General features: G+C 56.8%; 14 protein-coding genes. 10 read left to right on the top strand and 4 right to left on the bottom strand.

What is annotated here, in order from left to right; translation table 11 throughout:
• Positions 1 to 40 precede the first annotated feature (40 nt).
• From COHPA_RS24470 to COHPA_RS0113100, 7 genes are all read left to right on the top strand, one after another.
• Positions 41 to 2,788, top strand: a complete 2,748-nt coding sequence (locus COHPA_RS24470) for an S-layer homology domain-containing protein (protein ID WP_211237878.1) — start codon at positions 41 to 43, stop codon at positions 2,786 to 2,788.
• A 43-nt stretch (positions 2,789 to 2,831) separates the two neighbouring features.
• Positions 2,832 to 3,506 (top strand): DUF4430 domain-containing protein, encoded by a 675-nt coding sequence (locus COHPA_RS24465; RefSeq protein WP_027086619.1) that lies wholly within the window; start codon positions 2,832 to 2,834, stop codon positions 3,504 to 3,506.
• Positions 3,503 to 4,396 (top strand): energy-coupling factor transporter transmembrane component T, encoded by an 894-nt coding sequence (locus COHPA_RS0113120; protein ID WP_027086618.1) that lies wholly within the window; start codon positions 3,503 to 3,505, stop codon positions 4,394 to 4,396. Before COHPA_RS24465 ends, COHPA_RS0113120 begins: the two co-directional genes overlap by 4 nt.
• Positions 4,369 to 6,174 (top strand): ABC transporter ATP-binding protein, encoded by a 1,806-nt coding sequence (locus tag COHPA_RS0113115; RefSeq protein WP_027086617.1) that lies wholly within the window; start codon positions 4,369 to 4,371, stop codon positions 6,172 to 6,174. Before COHPA_RS0113120 ends, COHPA_RS0113115 begins: the two co-directional genes overlap by 28 nt.
• A complete protein-coding gene (locus COHPA_RS0113110; RefSeq protein WP_027086616.1) occupies positions 6,171 to 6,887 on the top strand; it encodes an ECF transporter S component in 717 nt (238 codons plus the stop codon). The genes COHPA_RS0113115 and COHPA_RS0113110 overlap by 4 nt, the downstream gene beginning before the upstream one ends.
• 309 nt (positions 6,888 to 7,196) lie before the next feature.
• A complete protein-coding gene (locus COHPA_RS0113105) occupies positions 7,197 to 7,484 on the top strand; it encodes a 4a-hydroxytetrahydrobiopterin dehydratase (RefSeq protein WP_027086615.1) in 288 nt (95 codons plus the stop codon).
• Between the two features lie 32 nt (positions 7,485 to 7,516).
• Positions 7,517 to 9,244 carry an ABC transporter ATP-binding protein gene (locus COHPA_RS0113100; RefSeq protein ID WP_027086614.1) on the top strand — a complete coding sequence of 576 codons (1,728 nt, stop codon included), beginning with the start codon at positions 7,517 to 7,519 and terminating at the stop codon, positions 9,242 to 9,244.
• Between the two features lie 137 nt (positions 9,245 to 9,381).
• On the opposite strand, the gene COHPA_RS0113095 is transcribed toward COHPA_RS0113100, so the two are convergent.
• The 3 genes from COHPA_RS0113095 to COHPA_RS0113085 form a co-directional block, all read right to left on the bottom strand.
• Positions 9,382 to 9,963, bottom strand: coding sequence for a hypothetical protein (locus COHPA_RS0113095; protein WP_027086613.1), 582 nt, complete (start codon positions 9,961 to 9,963; stop codon positions 9,382 to 9,384).
• Positions 9,964 to 10,334: 371 nt separating this feature from the next.
• Complete coding sequence (locus COHPA_RS0113090) at positions 10,335 to 10,538, bottom strand: DUF378 domain-containing protein (protein WP_027086612.1); 204 nt, start codon at positions 10,536 to 10,538, stop codon at positions 10,335 to 10,337.
• 96 nt (positions 10,539 to 10,634) lie between these two features.
• Positions 10,635 to 11,111, bottom strand: coding sequence for a GNAT family N-acetyltransferase (locus COHPA_RS0113085; protein WP_027086611.1), 477 nt, complete (start codon positions 11,109 to 11,111; stop codon positions 10,635 to 10,637).
• Between the two features lie 148 nt (positions 11,112 to 11,259).
• Between COHPA_RS0113085 and COHPA_RS0113080 the strand changes: the two genes are divergently transcribed.
• From COHPA_RS0113080 to COHPA_RS0113065, 3 genes are all read left to right on the top strand, one after another.
• The gene (locus tag COHPA_RS0113080; RefSeq protein ID WP_027086610.1) at positions 11,260 to 12,468 is read left to right on the top strand and encodes an MFS transporter; all 1,209 of its coding nucleotides are present in this window, start codon (positions 11,260 to 11,262) and stop codon (positions 12,466 to 12,468) included.
• A 361-nt stretch (positions 12,469 to 12,829) separates the two neighbouring features.
• The gene (gene yidC, locus COHPA_RS0113075; RefSeq protein WP_027086609.1) at positions 12,830 to 13,657 is read left to right on the top strand and encodes a membrane protein insertase YidC; all 828 of its coding nucleotides are present in this window, start codon (positions 12,830 to 12,832) and stop codon (positions 13,655 to 13,657) included.
• 456 nt (positions 13,658 to 14,113) lie between these two features.
• On the top strand, positions 14,114 to 15,775 hold the full coding sequence (locus tag COHPA_RS0113065) for an S-layer homology domain-containing protein (protein ID WP_027086608.1): 1,662 nt from the start codon (positions 14,114 to 14,116) through the stop codon (positions 15,773 to 15,775).
• 79 nt (positions 15,776 to 15,854) lie between these two features.
• Here the strand turns inward: COHPA_RS0113065 and COHPA_RS0113060 are convergent, their stop codons facing one another.
• A complete protein-coding gene (locus COHPA_RS0113060; RefSeq protein ID WP_027086607.1) occupies positions 15,855 to 16,229 on the bottom strand; it encodes a hypothetical protein in 375 nt (124 codons plus the stop codon).
• Positions 16,230 to 16,245 lie beyond the last annotated feature (16 nt).

Here is a 16,245-nt window from a genome sequence, read left to right as displayed (position 1 = left end):
TGAGTCGAGGCAGACGGAGCGAATCGAGGAGGAGATCGGATTGGGAACGGGAGTACGGGGGACGATGGGTAGAATGCGGCGAGTATGGCTGAGCGCCGTGCTGGCCTTGGCGGTCGTATTACAGGGCGGGTTAGGCGCATTCGCTGGAAGCGCGCATGCCGAGGGCGTTGATGCGGCTCCGACGAAGGCGCAGGTCGCGCAGGCTTTGGGTCAACTGCAGGAGTTATTGGGGCAGACGGAGCCGGCCGGCGAATGGACCGCGTTCGGGATGGCGCGCTCGGGCAAGCCGATCGCGGACCGGTATATGAAGGTTGCGGAGAAAAGCGTGACGGACGGAAGCCTTCGCTTAGTTACGGACTACGCCCGCGTTGCCCTCGCGGTTAACGCCAGCGGCGGAGACGCGACGAGCATTGGAGCAGCGAAGGTTAACCTATTGGATACAATCGCGACATTCGGGAAAATGACGGCGCAAGGACCGAACGCTCCGGCGTACGCGCTAATGGCGTTCGATGCGACGGGGTACGAGCCCGGTCAAGATGCCGCATGGACCCGCGATAAGCTGATCGAGTGGCTGATCGACAATCGCGGCGCGGAAGGCGGTTGGTCTCTTGCGTCAGGCAAGAGCGACGTAGACGTAACGGGTATCGTGCTGACGGCGCTTGCGCCATATCAAGATCGTACGGAAGTTAAGGCGGCTGTTGATGCGGCGCTAGCCTGGCTGTCCTCGGCCCAGTTGGCGACGGGAGGCTTCGGCAAGCCGACGGAATCGAGCGAAAGCTCGGCGCAGGTCATTATCGCGCTGACCTCGCTCGGCATCGATCCGGCGAACGACGCGCGATTCGTGAAGAACGGCGTATCGCCGCTGGCGCGGTTGCTGGAATTCCGCTTGGCGGACGGACGGTTCGCGCATACGGCCGGCGGCAAAGCGGACACGATGGCAACGTTCAACGCGATGCTCGCCCTTGCGGCAGTCGACCGCTGGATGGACGGTCTGCCGGGATTGTATGCGGGCGCGGGAGTCGGAGCTTCGGGAAAAGCTTCGGTTGAGGTAACGGGGTTGAACGGCACGCTGGCAGGCGGGCCGGCGATGGGGAAGACGGCGCTCGAGGCGCTTGTGAACGTATTGAAGGCCGCGGGTACGGAATATACGGTTACGCGGGATCCGTCGCTCGGATTCTATGTGACCGAGGTTGCCGGATTGAAGAACGGCGAGCTAGGCGGCTTTGATGGTTGGAACTTCGCGGTTAAACGCGACGGCTCGTGGGTTACGATCATGGAAGGCATGGCGACATTCTCGCTTAAAGCCGGAGATCAAATTCACGTCTATTACGGAGACGTCGGCACGCAGCTCATTCATTCCGTGGCGTTCGAGCCGGCGATGCCGAGAGCGAATCTGCCGGTGACCGTGAAGGTCGAGAAAGAGACGTACGATTGGGAAAGCGGCAAAACGGTCGTAAGTCCGGCGGAGAATGCGACGGTTAAGATCGGCGATCAGGTCGCGGTTACGGACGACAAGGGCTTTGCGAGCTTGACGCTGCACGATGCTGGAACCGTTGCCGTCGAGGTGACGGGGTACGCGAACGGCAAGGCGCCGGCTTATGTCGCTTGGGAATCCAAGCTGGACGTCGATTCTTATACGAAGCATGTGAACGTGCGGGTAGAGGGCGATGCTGGCGTTATCGCTTCCGGTCAGGCAAGCGGCGGTCTTGCGCTTGAAGCGGTGGAAGCTTTGCTGAAAGATAAGGGCGTCGAATACCATGTGAATAAGATGGATTTCGGCAGCATAATCGATTCGATCGGCGGAGTGGCCATTGCGAAGTTTGGCGGGTTTGACGGATGGTATTATGCGGTATTGCGCGGCGGTCAGTGGATTTATCCTTCCGTAGGTATCGATTCGTACCTGTTGGAAGACGGAGACGAAGTTGTCGTCTATTACGGCGGGGACGCAACGAAGCTCGCGGAGCCGGTTACGGTGAGCCCCGCCCGGCCGTTGCCGGGACAGGATGTTGCGGTTAAAGTAACGAATCGTCCGTGGAACTGGGAGACGGGCGGCTTCGATCCGGAGCAGCCGCTGGTCGGCGCAACCGTGAAGGCAGGCGCAAGCATGGCGGTGACCGATGCGAACGGCAAGGCCGTATTGAAAGGCGTGCAAGAAGGCTTCTACGGGCTCGAAGTTACGGGCTACGCGACAGACGCGGCGCCTAACGTAGTGCGCAGCGTGCAGCCGCTGGCGGTAACCGGAAGCTACTCGGACGAGAATTCGGTCGCGACATGGGCGCTATCGTCGGTACGCATCGCGAGAGCATCGGGCGCGATGCTAGGCGTCGGCGACAGCGCGAAAGCTGGTTTTAAACCGCAGCAAGCCGTCACGCGCGCGGAGTTCGTGTCGGCGCTCGTACGGGCGCTTGGTTTGAAGGCCGACGAGGCTGCGCCGACGCCGTTTAAGGATGCGCCCGCGAAGGCTTGGTACGCCGAAGAAGTCGCGGCAGCGGTCAAAGCCGGATTGGTGAGCGGCGTGTCGAAGACGCAGTTCGCGCCGGATGCGACGCTGACCCGCGAGCAAGCGGCGATGCTGCTGACCAGAGCGCTGAAACTGGAGGCTTCGGAGACCATCGTGCTGAAGGATGAGAAGAAAGCGAGCGCAGGCGCGTCGGAATCGATTCAAGCGGCGATGTCCGGCGGCTGGATGACGGCGTATGAAGGAAACTTCTCGCCGAAAGCGACGCTTACGCGCGAGCAAGCGGCCGTAATCTCCGCGCGCATTCTCGTTGCCAATCTCGCGAAATAAAAGGCTTAAACATAGAGTAGGATGAAAGAAAGGAGGGGAAGCGATGAAAGCGTTGCGCGGTTTAGCGGCTATTGTAATCGCATTGTTCGTTCTTGCGGGATGTTCGGGCGTTAACGGCAACGACGTAAGTCCGTCATCGCCCCCGGCCGCTGCCTCGGCATCGCCGAAGCCGTCGGCTCCGGACGCCGCGACTGCCGTTCCGTCGGCATCGCCGGTCGCTTCTTCCTCCGCCGCTGCGGAGACACCGGAAGTAGAGGCATCGCCTGCGCCTAGCGCGAGCGCCGCTGCGCCAAGCTCAGGACGGGCAGCCACGGGCGAGGAAAAGCCGGAAGTCGAGGCATCGGCGGAACCTTCGGAGCCTGTTGCGCAGAGAGTTGTATTTTCCATCATGGGGAATGAGGAATGGGGTACGATCGTCGATAACGAGCAGGTGGACCTGAAGGACGGGGATACCGCGGCCTCCGTGCTGAAGCGGGTAGCTAAAGCGCACCGGCTGGCCTACGAAATTCGGGGCAGCGGCGCGTTCACTTATATAGAAGGAATCGACGGGCTGTACGAGTTCGACAACGGTCCGACCAGCGGGTGGAAGTTCAGGGTGAACGGCGTCGTGTCTGATCTAGGGGCGGGCGTGTACGAGCTGGAGCCGGGAGATCGGCTCGAGTGGATCTATGTGAATAGCGACGAGCTTGCCGCATCCGGAGAGGAGTCTGCGCCATGAGCGAAGGCTTCGGCTTCCGGTCGCTGCATCCGACCGTCGTGTTCGTCTACTATGCCGGGGGGATAACCTTCGGCATGTTGCTGTTTCACCCGGTATTGCTCGCTGCGGCTTGGCTGGCGGCTATCCTCGTGAACGTTCATCTGGACGGGGGGCGGGAGTGGCGCAAGTGGAGCATCCCGATGGTCGCCGGATTCATCCTGATCCTGGTGACGAATCCGATTCTGTCTCACAGGGGCCGGACGGTTATCGCCTATTGGGGGGATATGCCGTTGACGCTGGAATCGGTCGTCTACGGGGTGACGCTCGCGATGTCGATTGTGTTCGTGTTAACGCTGTTCGTCTCCTACCGTTTGGTCATGACGGAGCAGAAGTTCCTGTTCCTGTTCGCCAGGGTATCTCCCAAGGTTGCGCTCGTCGCCATGATGGCCATCGGTTTGGTACCTCGGCTTCGCCGAAGGATGGGAGAGTTGATGCTCGTTCAGAGAACGCGGGGCGTGACGGTTACGGAAGGCCCATTGGCGGTTCGGGCCAGGAACGGTGCGAGAATCGTAGTCACGCTGCTGGCGTGGGCGCTGGAGGATGCGCTTCAGACGGCCGATTCGATGCAGGCAAGAGGGTACGGAACGGGAACGCGGAGCTCGTACTTTGGCTACCGGTTCCGGGCGCGGGACGGCTGGACGCTGGGCGGATTGCTCTTCTGCGCGGCCGGAGTCGTCGCGGCGTGGGGCGGCGGCCACGGGATCATGGACATTTATCCTCGGCTAGGCAGCTTCCGGTTGTCGGCGGGAGACGTCGCGGCAATGGTTGGCTATATTGGATTTCTTATTATGCCGCTAGGCTTGGAATGGAGGGATCGCAGAGCATGGCGCATCTTAGCCTCGAACAATTGACTTTCGCCTATCCGGATGCCGCTAGCCCGGCGATCTCCGCCGTCTCGCTGGCGGTCGAACCCGGCGAATTCGTCGTGCTGTGCGGACCGTCCGGCAGCGGGAAATCGACGTTGCTGCGGCTGTTGAAGCGGGAGGTATCGCCGGGCGGTCGGGTTAGCGGCGCGATCGCGCTCGGCGGCGTGCCGCTGCAAGACTGGCCTGCTCGGGAGCTGGCCGCGCAGGTCGGGCTGGTTATGCAGCATCCGGACAATCAGCTCGTCGTGGATACGGTCGAGCATGAGCTGGCGTTCGGCATGGAGAATTTCGGCTTGCCGCGCGACGCGATGCGCCGGCGGCTCGCGGAGATGTCGGGCTTCTTCGGCTTGGAGCCGTTGCTCGGGAGGCGCACGGATGAGCTGTCCGGCGGGCAGAAGCAGCTTGTGAACTTGGCGGCGGCGATCATGCTGCAGCCGCGGGTGCTACTGCTCGACGAGCCGCTCGCGCAATTGGATCCGTTAGCGGCACGGGAGCTGCTGGGGATGATCAAGCGGCTGAACGACGAGTGGGGCATCACGGTTATCATGAGCGAGCATCGCGTCGACGATCTGCTTCCGATTGCGGACCGCGTTGTCCGCATGGAGCGAGGAAGAATCGTCTACAACGGCGATTCGCGGACATTCGCGCGCGAAGCGTGGCGGCGACGAGACGAGCATTGGGACGCTTGGCTTCCGTCGGTTACTCGCTGGGCGCTGGAGCATAATGCAGGCGAGTTAGGTCGGCCGCCACTGACGGTGAAGGAGGCGCGGGCGTGGATTGTGTCGGAGCAAGCAAGCGTGCGGGCTTCGGCCTCTTCTGTCACGCACCTGAGCGGAGGGGATAGCGGTCAACGACAACGTGCGGGAGTTCCCCTGACCAGAGGGGATAGCGATCAATGGCAGAGCACGGAAATTCTCCTGAGCAAAGGGGATAGCGATCAATGGCAGCATGCGGAAATTCCCCTGACCAAAGGGGATAATGGCCATAAGGCTGCCGGGACACCTCCTATACTCCGGGCCGACGAGCTGTTCTTCGCCTATGACAAGAAATCCCCCGCCGTGCTGCGGGGATTGGATTGGCGTATCGAGCGCGGCGACTGGGTCGCGCTGTTCGGCGGCAACGGCAGCGGCAAGTCGACGCTGCTTCAGCTGCTCGCGGGGCTGCGCGACCCGCTGCGGGGCAGCGTCCGCCTCGAGGGCGCGCCGCTCGCCCGTCTCAAACCGAGGGCCAGGTTCGCCGCCATCGGCTACTTGGCCCAGAACCCGCTGCTGCACTACGCGCACGAGACGCTGCTCGCCGACCTGACGGCGGCGGCAGCACGCGCCGGGGCAGCGAATGCGGACCAAGCCGCGCGCGACATTGCCGGCCGCTTCGGCTTGGCTGAGCTGCTGCGACGTCATCCGCACGATCTGAGCGGCGGCGAGCAGCAACTGGGCGCGCTCGCGATGACGTTGCTCGGCCAGCCGCAGTTGCTATTGCTCGATGAGCCGACGAAAGGGCTCGACCCGTATCTGAAGGCCGCTCTCGGCGCCCATCTCGCCGACATCCACCGCCAAGGCACGACGCTGCTCATGGCGACGCACGACGTGGAATTCGCCGCGGCCTACGCGAACCGTTGCGCGCTGCTGTTCCACGGGGAGATCGTCGCGGACGGCGAGCCCGAACCATTCTTCCAAGGCAACGTGTTCTACGCGCCCCCGATCCATCGGCTAATCGCAGGCAACGGAACAACACGCCAAGCAGCGGAGGTGACGCCGCGATGAATAGGAACCTATCCGCCAAATGGCTTATCGCGCCTATAGCCGCAGCCTACGTCGCGCTTGCTTACGTCGCGCTGGAGCGGGGCAACTCGCTGCTCATCGGCCTCGTGCTGGTGCTGCTGTCGATGATCCCGTTCGCGCTGCGTTTCGAGCGGCGCGAGCGCAAAGCCCGCGAGCTCATGCTGATCGTCGTTATGGCGGTGGTCGCGACGGTGAGCCGCATCCCGTTCGCCCCGCTGCTCCCCGGCTTTACGCCGGTAACGTTCGTCGTCATCGTCTCGGGCGTCGTGTTCGGCGCGGAAGCGGGCTGGATGGTCGGCGCGACGGCTGGACTCGTATCGAATTTCTTCCTCGGCCAAGGGCCGTGGACCCCGTGGCAGATGTTCGCTTGGGGATTGGCCGGTTACACGGCCGGACTGTTCGCGCACCGCAGCGAATGGCGCAGACGACGGGTTCCGCTCGCTTTGTTCGGGCTTGCGTGGGGCTTTATTTTCGGATGGATCATGAATTTGACGCTCGCGCTCGACCAATGGATGCAGACGCAATCGTGGAACGCGGTCGTTGCCAAGTACGCGCTCGGCTTGCCGTTCGATTCGATTCACGCGGTGGCCAACGTGTTCTTCCTGACGGCGTTCGCGCCTTCGTGGATACGGCTATTGGAGCGCTACCGGCGTAAATACGGGGCGCTGGAGCGGGTCGCCGCGACTGCCGAGTAAACCGCACCCTCTAGGGGGTGCGGTTATTTGCGCATGCGCCCCCAGATTGTCGCAGAGCGACAATAACGGGCCTGAACGGCACATGCGCCGCCAGATTGTCGCAGAGAGCGACAATAACGGGCCAGAACGGCACATGCGCCCCCAGATTGTCGCAGAGAGCGACAATAACGAGTCGGATCGGCGCATGCGCCCCCAGATTGTCGCAGAGAGCGACAATAACGGGCCTGAGCGGCGTACGCGTGCTATTCTATTATTAACGGAACGCGAGTGCGAGCAACGGATCGCATATAAAGGAGGCATTCCCTACGCATGCCCAAGCACGAATTACTACACGAACAGGAACTGCAAGCCCGTCTTGGCGAGCTCCAAGGCTGGAAGCTGGAAGAGGACGGCCGCACGATCGCGAAAAAGTACATGTTCCCCTCTTTTCCGGAGGCGATCGCGTTCGTGAACAAGGTGGCGAGCATCGCCGAGGCACAGGTGCACCATCCGTTCATCTCCGTCGACTATCGCAAAGTGACGCTGAGACTGACGACCTGGCACTCCGGCGGGCTCACCCTACTAGACATCGAAGCCGCAAAGGCTTACGATACTTAGAATATCGCAAGTAAGTCGAGGTGTTTTTCGGAATGATGCGTCGCTTTTTAGTACTCTACAAGCCTTACCGCAAGCTGTTCATGCTCGACTTTAGCTGCGCGATCGCGGTCGCCTTGCTGGAGCTCGCGTTCCCGATGGGCGTTCAGTGGATGATCGATACGCTGCTTCCTACGGAAAATTGGGGGAAGATCACGTGGGTATGCGCGACGCTGCTCGCGATGTACCTGCTCAGCATGGGTTTGCAATTTATCGTTAACTATTGGGGGCATATGCTCGGGATCAACATCGAGACCGACATGCGGCGCAAACTGTACGAGCACGTGCAGAAGCTGTCGTTCCGGTTCTTCGACAACACGAAGACGGGGCAGATCATGAGCCGGATGACGAACGATTTATTCGATCTCGGCGAGATGGCGCACCATGGTCCCGAGGATTTGTTCATCGCGCTCATGACGCTCGCGGGCGTATTCGGCATCATGTTCATGGTGAACTGGGAGCTGGCGCTCATTACGTTCGTCGCGGTTCCGTTGCTCGCCTGGATTATCGTCTACTTCAACCAGAAGCTGAACAAAGCGGCGACCAAGATGTTCGAGCAGATCGCCGAAGTGAACGCGCGCGTCGAAGACAGCGTCCAAGGCATCCGCGTCGTGAAGTCGTTCAGCAACGAGAAGTTCGAGATGGAGCGTTTTACGGAGAATAACCGGGGATTCCGCCTCGCGAAGCTGAGTTCGTACCTGACGATCTCCTATACGTCGGCAAGCATCTATATGTTGACACGGCTCATTCAGATCATTGTGCTCGTGTTCGGCGCGTGGTACACGTACCAAAACCGGCTGACGCCGGGCGAGCTGGTCGGGTTCCTGCTGTACGTGAATATCTTCATGAAGCCGATCGAGAAAATCAACGCGCTCTTGGAGCTGTATCCGAAAGGGATGGCGGGCTTTAAACGGTACTGCGAGCTGATGGATACGGTGCCTGACGTGAAGGACGCGCCGGATGCGGTGGAAGTGGAGCGCCTCAGAGGGGACATCGCGTTCGAGAACGTGACGTTCGGGTACGAGAACCACGCGCATGTGCTGAAGAACATCGATTTGCGGATTCGCGCGGGCGAGACGGTGGCGCTGGTCGGCCCTTCGGGAGCGGGCAAGTCGACGCTGTGCAGCTTGATTCCGCGATTCTACGAGATCGACGAAGGCGCGGTCACGATCGACGGCATGGACATTCGCGGCATGACGCAGCAGTCGCTGCGCGGCCAGATCGGCATCGTGCAGCAGGACGTATTCTTGTTCAACGGAACGATCCGCGAAAATATCGCCTACGGACGCCTCGGTGCGACCGAAGAGGAAATTTGGGAAGCGGCGCGCAAAGCGAATCTCGAGCAGATGTTGAAGGCGTTGCCGGAAGGGCTCGACACGTTCATCGGCGAACGCGGCCTCAAGCTGTCCGGCGGGCAGCGGCAACGGCTGTCGATCGCGCGGATTTTCCTGAAGAACCCGCCGATCCTCATCCTGGACGAAGCGACATCGGCGCTCGACACCGAGACGGAGCAGCAGATTCAGCAGGCGCTCGAGGAGCTGTCGCATAACCGGACGACGCTCATCATCGCGCACCGCTTGGCGACGATTCGCCACGCCGACCGCATCATCGTCGTCACCGAGGAAGGCATCGAGGAGGACGGCACGCACGAAGCGCTCATCGCCAAGGGCGGCACGTATGCGCGGCTTAACGCGGCGCAGTTCGGGAGCGCGGTTTCTGTTTAATAGCAGTTTACAGTTCATTTCTTTGAGGAGACCATTAAAGCCAAAAGAAGTGACTGGACTGATCGTGTATAGCGATCAATCCAGTCACTTTCCATTTGCGTCACGATATCAATGATGCCGAAAGGTTGGTGATCGAATCAGTTTTGATGATAACCGTTTACAAAATCTTTTTCCTTGTGTCTCTTCACCAAATCCGATGTAGTTTGGTTTTTGAGCGCAACGGTGTATTCTTTTATTACCTCGGTCATCGTTGCTTCACTTATTTTTACTTCACCATATACAGGAACTGTATTATGCCAACCGATTCTTTCGTCATGCATAGTAGCAAACAAGTAGATTTTCCCTGGCGCAAGAAGTTCCTGATCTTCATACTTAATAAATTCTTGTTCGCCCTCGGAATTCGTGATGTAACCGATTGATTGGTTTACTATTACATCCTTTTTTAATGTACCCTTAATATTTTTGATTATCTCTACTTTAAATTGTGAATAAGGACGATCTCCTTTATAGGGATTTCCATTTCCTACTTGTTCGATTACCTTTGCAACAAACACATTTTCTGAGTTACCCACAACCTCATTTTTTTTCGTGACATCCATAGCGAAGTCGCCGTGAATGATTGATACTTTCTCGTTGCTGTCGTTTAAGCTGTAGTAACAAGCAATAGCTACTACAAATATTGAAAGCAATGAAGCGAAAGCTATTAATTTCTTCTTCATCAATTATCCCTTCTAGTTCGACCACAGCGCAAAGTAATCATCTTGCGTGTGGGAATCGATTGTTGTCATTGAGAATTTTCCTTGTTTCATAAGTCCAGCATCATGATGTCCAATGCCTAAAGCATGGCCCATCTCATGTAGAGCTGTTTTTTTCTGTTCGCCGTCCGACATTAAGTCATAGTTGTACTCATTATATCCTATTTTGTCTGCACCGCCGCTAATTTCGCCGCTGTCAACTGCATCGTATCCATTTTCCGGAGTTTTATGATCTCATGTCGTTCTTTGTAAAAAAATCGTCGAAAGTGAAAACCCGCCTGGGTAGCCCCAGGCGGGTACTTAGGGGACACCCCCTTTGCACTTGCTGCGGATCGTCAGTCGTCCTTCGCGACGTCCCTGAGCACGGCAAGCGACAGAATCGAGGCTACTCCGACGATAATGTAGATAATCTTGGAGCCTACCTCATCCGCCCCTCCGAAAATCTCGCTAACCACATCGTACTCGAACGCACCGACCGATAACCAATTCAGACCGCCCAAGATGGTAATAATCAGACTCACTAGCTTTAGCGCTTTCACTTCGGAATTGCCTCCTTTGCGGGGATACGCCCCATGAATGGCAACACTTCCTAACGCTATCTAGCTGATTCTGGTTGGCCATTATACATGTATGACTTAATCCCGGGCGTTATGCCAGACCATGCAATAAAGTTGGACGGGGCCGTGAGTGGCTCTGCGCACATATTCGTCGGTAATCGTGAATCCGGCTTTCTCGTAGGCGCGGATCGCCCGCTTGTTCCATTGCTCGACCTCAAGGTCGATCTCGGCTTCGGGCTGCCGACGGGCGGCTTCCGCTACCGCAAGCTTAATGATCGGCGTGCCCAGTCCTCGGTCGCACAAGTCGGGGCGTAACCCGATGCCGATGCGAATGGCGCGATCCAGCGGAAAAAGCTGCACATACCCGATAAGCGATCGGTCCCGTGAGTCTAGTACGGATAAGTACTGCGCAGCGCGAATGTCGGGGTCGGCGAACTCGCGGCCCTCGCGCAGCATGTCGTCCCACGCGGGCCAACGGTACACGTCGTAGGGGGGCGGATACTGCCATTCGGTGACGGCTTTCGCCTCTTGTTCGGTCATGGAGTATAGTTGCATTTTTGAGCTCGGCTCCTAGTGTATGATGATTCATTATACAGGATCGGATAGAGATACATCACAATCCTGCATAGTTAGAGTTCGGCGAGAGTGGTATGATGTGGGGGCATAACGGAAAGACGCACCTTATGGAGGGAATAATAACCAAATGCCTCGTCTGATTATATTAGCGTGTATCGCATTCATCGTCGTCGGGCTCGGACAGCTTGTCGTCGGCGCGGTTATGGAACCGATGGTTCAGGACTACGGGATCGATTACAGCGCCGGGGGACAGCTCGTCATGCACCAATTCCTCGGGGGAATGTTCGGGGTCATGCTGACGCCATGGCTGATCGGCAAGCTGGGGAAGCGGAGACTGCTGCTATCCGCGCTGACGATCATGACGGTCGCGGAGCTGGTGTACGTGATGCAGCCGCCTTGGGCAGTCATGCTTACGGTGGGGCCGTTCGCGGGTCTCGGCTTCGGGACGACGGAAGCGGTCGTCGCTTCGTTCATTATCGGCGCTGCGGGCGCCAACGCGAACGTGGCCATGAGCCGCGTCGAGGTGTCGTTCGGCGTCGGCGCCTTGCTGATGCCGTTCGTCGGCGCGTGGCTGATCTCGATCGACCAGTGGGTAACGGCATTCGCCTTCGTAAGCGCGCTGGCGGGAATTACGCTCCTGTTGTGGATTTTCTGGTGGCCTAGCGTGCTGGATCAGCCGGCGGATACGAAAGCCGTGGAAGCCGCCGCCCTGGAGCGCAGCACGAGAACCCGGTCGCGCATGGCCGCGATCCTGATCAGCGGCGGACTGTTCTTCTTGGTGTACGTCGGTTTCGAGATGAGCATCGTTCACTACTTGCCGTCGCTGCTCGTGCAGAACAACGGGCTCGCGGAATCTACCGCTTCGCTGTCGCTTAGCGTCTATTGGGGCGCGATGGTGCTCGGGCGTCTCGTGTCCGGCCATATTGCGGACCGCTGGGGTAACGGGACATATATGCTGTTTACTTGCGTTGCTTGCGCGGTATTGTTCGTCGTGATGGGCGGAATCGAGAGCGTGAACGCGACCTTCGTCCTCGCGTTCTTCACCGGGCTCGTCATGTCGGGCATGTATTCGATCGCGATCGTGTTCGTGAACCGGTCGGTGCCGGGCATGTCCGAGAAAATCACCAGCCTCATGATGGTGTTCGGCGGCATCGGCGGCGCGCTCATGCCGAAATTCACGGGCTGGTTCTTCGACGAGAACGGCACGGACGCTACGCGCTGGCTGTTCGCCGCCATGTCGGGCATCATGCTCGCTGTTATTATCGGCGCGTTACTGCTGGCTCGACCGTCTAGGAAGCGCCAGGCGGAGAAAGCGGCGCAACCGCTCTCGTCTTGAGGACGCTGACTCGGACGATTACCGCAATATGATATAATAAGTCCAACCTTCCCAGCATTGCACGAATGGAGGTGGAACCGGCTGGAGCACTTTCTTGAATTGGTGCAATTGGCACTCTCGATTGGCCTTATCTCTTCTCTAGTGTTTCTTCCTTTCACGTATTTCACTGGACATCAGATAAGTTGGAGTCATGATGTTGCTGCCGTCGGTTCGACTTTGCTCGTGCCCGTCAGACAGCCTCAATTCAACGTTATTCAGCGGTGGATCGCACGTACGGTCAGACGAAAAGAAGCACCCGATGAAGACGCCTTTGGTCCTTCCCTAAGCCAATATTCCATGCTATCTATTAGGGAGGACAACAATGAAAAAGGTGTCTCGCAAATGGGTGAAGCCCATTATTGTCTTATTGATCGGGGTTATTCCGGTTATTCTGCTAAGCGGATGTTCAACGGCATCTCCGTCTAACCCGATTCATTCCGATTCTCCGGGGTTTTTTAATCACTATTTTATATATCCGTTCTCCTATCTGATCGAATTTTTCGCGAATACGTTTCATGGAGACTACGGTTTATCGATCGTGCTGATGACTTTAATCATCAGATTCGCAATCCTGCCGCTCATGTTGAATCAAACGAAGAAGCAGATGGCCATGAAGGAAAAGCTGGCCGTATTCCAGCCGGAGCTGGACGCGCTGAAAGAAAAGTACAAGAACGACGTCAGCGCGGAAGCGCGAAAGCAGCAACAAATCGAAACGATGCAGCTTTACCAGAAGCACCGATTCAATCCCTTGAACATAGGGTGTTTGCCGATGCTTCTTCAATGGCCGATCACTCTCGCATTCTATTACGCCATTCTTCGTACCCCGGAGATCGCCGCTCACGATTTTCTATGGTTTAGCCTGGGGGACAAGGATTTGATTATGCCGTTTATCGCCGTTGCGGTCTATTACGTTCAGTTCCGCGTGTCGCAATCCGTTTCGGCGCAGGTTCAGTATAATCCGAATAAACAAATGGCTTTCATCGGTTTGTTAACCCCGATCATGATGGGCGCGTTTTCTTTGGCTATGCCGGCTGCGGTGCCGTTATATTGGGCGGTTGGCGGTATATTCATTATCGTGCAAACGATTCTATTCAATAGAATGTACGCGAAGCCGAAGCCGAAGCCGATCCAGACAACGACAATAAAGTGACGAATACGCCGCCAAGATGCCCGAAGGCTCTGGCGGTGTTTTTTTTGCAACCTATTTATACGATTTCACCTGATTAACAAATATAATTAATTTTGATAGAATCCATGGTAATATGAGAATAAAATCCAATTATCGATGGAGGAACGATGAGAAAGCTAAGTTTGGTTCCGATGCTCTGCCTGATCTTTATACTTGCAACCTCTAACGGAGCGTATGCGGATCAACCCCGATTAACCAAATCGGAATCGGATATTCTTGCCCAGACGGTTAGCGATATTAACTCGAGGGATCTAGTGGGGGTATCCGAAAGCGGGATCATATAAACGTTCTACGATGTCGATGGGCAAAAAGCGGAATATCGTATCCGTATGGATGGCACCGGGAAAACGTTAATCCGCACATACGATAGTTCGGACTGGGATTATTAACCTTAACCGGAGGTGCGATTCGATACCTATGCTTAGAAAAACGACGGCATTCGGATTATGCTTGATGATCGTGTTCTCCCTCTATTCCTTTGAGACTTCGGCTGCGCCGGCTACTCGGTTCGGCGAAACGTTAGCAAGCGCCAATGGCCGCGTGTACGCCATTCAGAAAGACGGGAGTTTATGGTATTGGGGCAAAGGGACATTCAATGATTCCGCGGGAGACCAATCTCCCGAAAGAGCGAAGATAACCAAATTAATGGACAATGCTGTCGGGGTTTATGGCAATTGGTGGAGCGGCTTCGCCATCAAATCCGATCATAGCATGTGGAAATTCGACGATGACGGACAAGCCGTAAAGGTGATGGACGACGTCCAGGAAGTGGCGAATTCGTATACCCAATGGATCGCGCTGAAAACGGACGGAACCGTGTGGAGAGGCAACATCTACGGAGAGTCTAAACCTAAAAAAATGATATCCGAGGTTACCCAGATCAGCGCCGGCATTGAATCCTTCTACACCGTGAAGGAGGATGGTACTTTATGGGGTTGGGGGCAGAACTACTCTGGAGAACTAGGGGTCAAGACCAAGAGTCCGGACGTATTCAAACCCATTCTTATTATGGAGGACGTAGCGTACGTTCGCGGAGCAGGCCAGGAAGCCTACGCAGTTAAGAAAGACGGTTCGCTCTGGGGATGGGGTAACAGCGACGGCCTTATTTTTACCGGGAAAGACGAAACGTGGGCGTTCGATCCTTATAAGGACGGAAGCCAAAGCGTCGTGACCTCTCAGTTCACCCCTTCGAAGCTGATGGATGACGTGAGGACAATCGACGGAAGAAATCATTTGGCGGTCATTAATAAGGATGGCAGTCTGTGGCTCTGGGGAGACAATAGCAAGGGGCAGTTAGGAGACGGCACGCAGACTTCGAGGTTAACGCCGAAGAAGGCGCTCGACGACGTCGTAGACGTCACGGCGGAAGGGGCTTATACCATCGCTCTGAAGTCCGACGGCACGCTATGGGGGTTCGGTACGAATTCATCCGGTGAACTGGGGCTCGGATCTTTCGATTATGAGTCGCATCCAACGCCTATTTCGTTAATGGATAACGTTGCGATTCCCGGAACCGAGGCGTCCTTCCCGTCCTCATGGGCCAATTCGGATATCCAATACGCCAAGCAAGAAGGATTGTTACCCGTCTCGTTGCAGTCTCGGTACCAAAGCCATATCAAACGTGAAGAATTCATCGCATTGATTGTGCGATTGATAGAGAAAAAGACGGGGCAGACTCTTGAGCAGGTTGTCGAGGATAGAGGTTTAATACCGGCCGAGCCGTTCTTAGATACGGACGACCCGGACATTCTTCGCATTGCGGCAACCGGAATCATCAATGGCGTCGGGGGAGGAAAGTTCGACCCTTCCGGATTAATTACCCGGGAACAAGCCGCGTTGATCTTGACGAATACGGCCCGGTTTCTTGACGTTGATAGCCGCATCGACTCCTATTCCGGTCCTCTATTCGCGGATGATAAGCAATTGTCGCAATGGGCGAAGGAAGCGGTCTATTATTGTCTGCAGAACAACATCATGCGGGGTATAGGGGACAACTCGTTCGGCCCTAAAACTTATTATTCGAGAGAAATGAGCATGTCCACTATCGTACGGTTATATAAGCTTACGAATGGCGAATAGCTTCGCCATCGATCCAGCCATTCAAGAAAGCTGCCATGATTCAGTGGCAGCTTTCTTATTCTATTCAGTTGCCGACCCGTTACTGTCTAACCACGAGAATGTCTCGAGGCGGATTGCCGGTTCTTTGAATAACGGAAATTTCGGTGTTCGTAAGATTGCGGCCTACCAGAATGAATGAAGACGTGACGTTGTTGAAGTTGAAATTGCCTAAGTTCGCCACGCTCTGGCTGCCGCGAAACACGCGGAACGATCCCTGGAAGTTCGTTCCCGAGAACAATACAAGCGTTACCTGAGAGCGCTGCACTACATTGCTGAGCCGGAAGCTCGAGAGGGCATTGTTAAACCGGAACGCTCCAAGATCGCGGACGGCAATTCCTCCGCGCCTGAACAGGATTCGCCTAACGGTAAAGTTGGTGCCGGACCAAAGAGCTAGACGCACATCGCGATTCGCCAATAGGATCTCTCCTTTC

The organism is Cohnella panacarvi Gsoil 349 (assembly GCF_000515335.1).
Classification (GTDB): domain Bacteria; phylum Bacillota; class Bacilli; order Paenibacillales; family Paenibacillaceae; genus Cohnella; species Cohnella panacarvi.
Note: the sequence above shows the minus strand (reverse complement) of the source record. Positions and strands in the feature narration are given on the sequence as shown.

Coding starts and splice junctions, on each gene's coding strand:
- COHPA_RS0113065 (WP_027086608.1), top strand. CDS start 14,114: ATGCTTAGAAAAACGACGGCATTCGGATTATGCTTGATGATCGTGTTC.
- COHPA_RS0113110 (WP_027086616.1), top strand. CDS start 6,171: ATGAATAGGAACCTATCCGCCAAATGGCTTATCGCGCCTATAGCCGCA.
- COHPA_RS0113120 (WP_027086618.1), top strand. CDS start 3,503: ATGAGCGAAGGCTTCGGCTTCCGGTCGCTGCATCCGACCGTCGTGTTC.
- COHPA_RS0113115 (WP_027086617.1), top strand. CDS start 4,369: ATGGCGCATCTTAGCCTCGAACAATTGACTTTCGCCTATCCGGATGCC.
- COHPA_RS0113080 (WP_027086610.1), top strand. CDS start 11,260: ATGCCTCGTCTGATTATATTAGCGTGTATCGCATTCATCGTCGTCGGG.
- COHPA_RS0113095 (WP_027086613.1), bottom strand. CDS start 9,963: ATGAAGAAGAAATTAATAGCTTTCGCTTCATTGCTTTCAATATTTGTA.
- COHPA_RS24465 (WP_027086619.1), top strand. CDS start 2,832: ATGAAAGCGTTGCGCGGTTTAGCGGCTATTGTAATCGCATTGTTCGTT.
- COHPA_RS0113105 (WP_027086615.1), top strand. CDS start 7,197: ATGCCCAAGCACGAATTACTACACGAACAGGAACTGCAAGCCCGTCTT.
- COHPA_RS0113085 (WP_027086611.1), bottom strand. CDS start 11,111: ATGCAACTATACTCCATGACCGAACAAGAGGCGAAAGCCGTCACCGAA.
- COHPA_RS0113100 (WP_027086614.1), top strand. CDS start 7,517: ATGATGCGTCGCTTTTTAGTACTCTACAAGCCTTACCGCAAGCTGTTC.
- yidC (WP_027086609.1), top strand. CDS start 12,830: ATGAAAAAGGTGTCTCGCAAATGGGTGAAGCCCATTATTGTCTTATTG.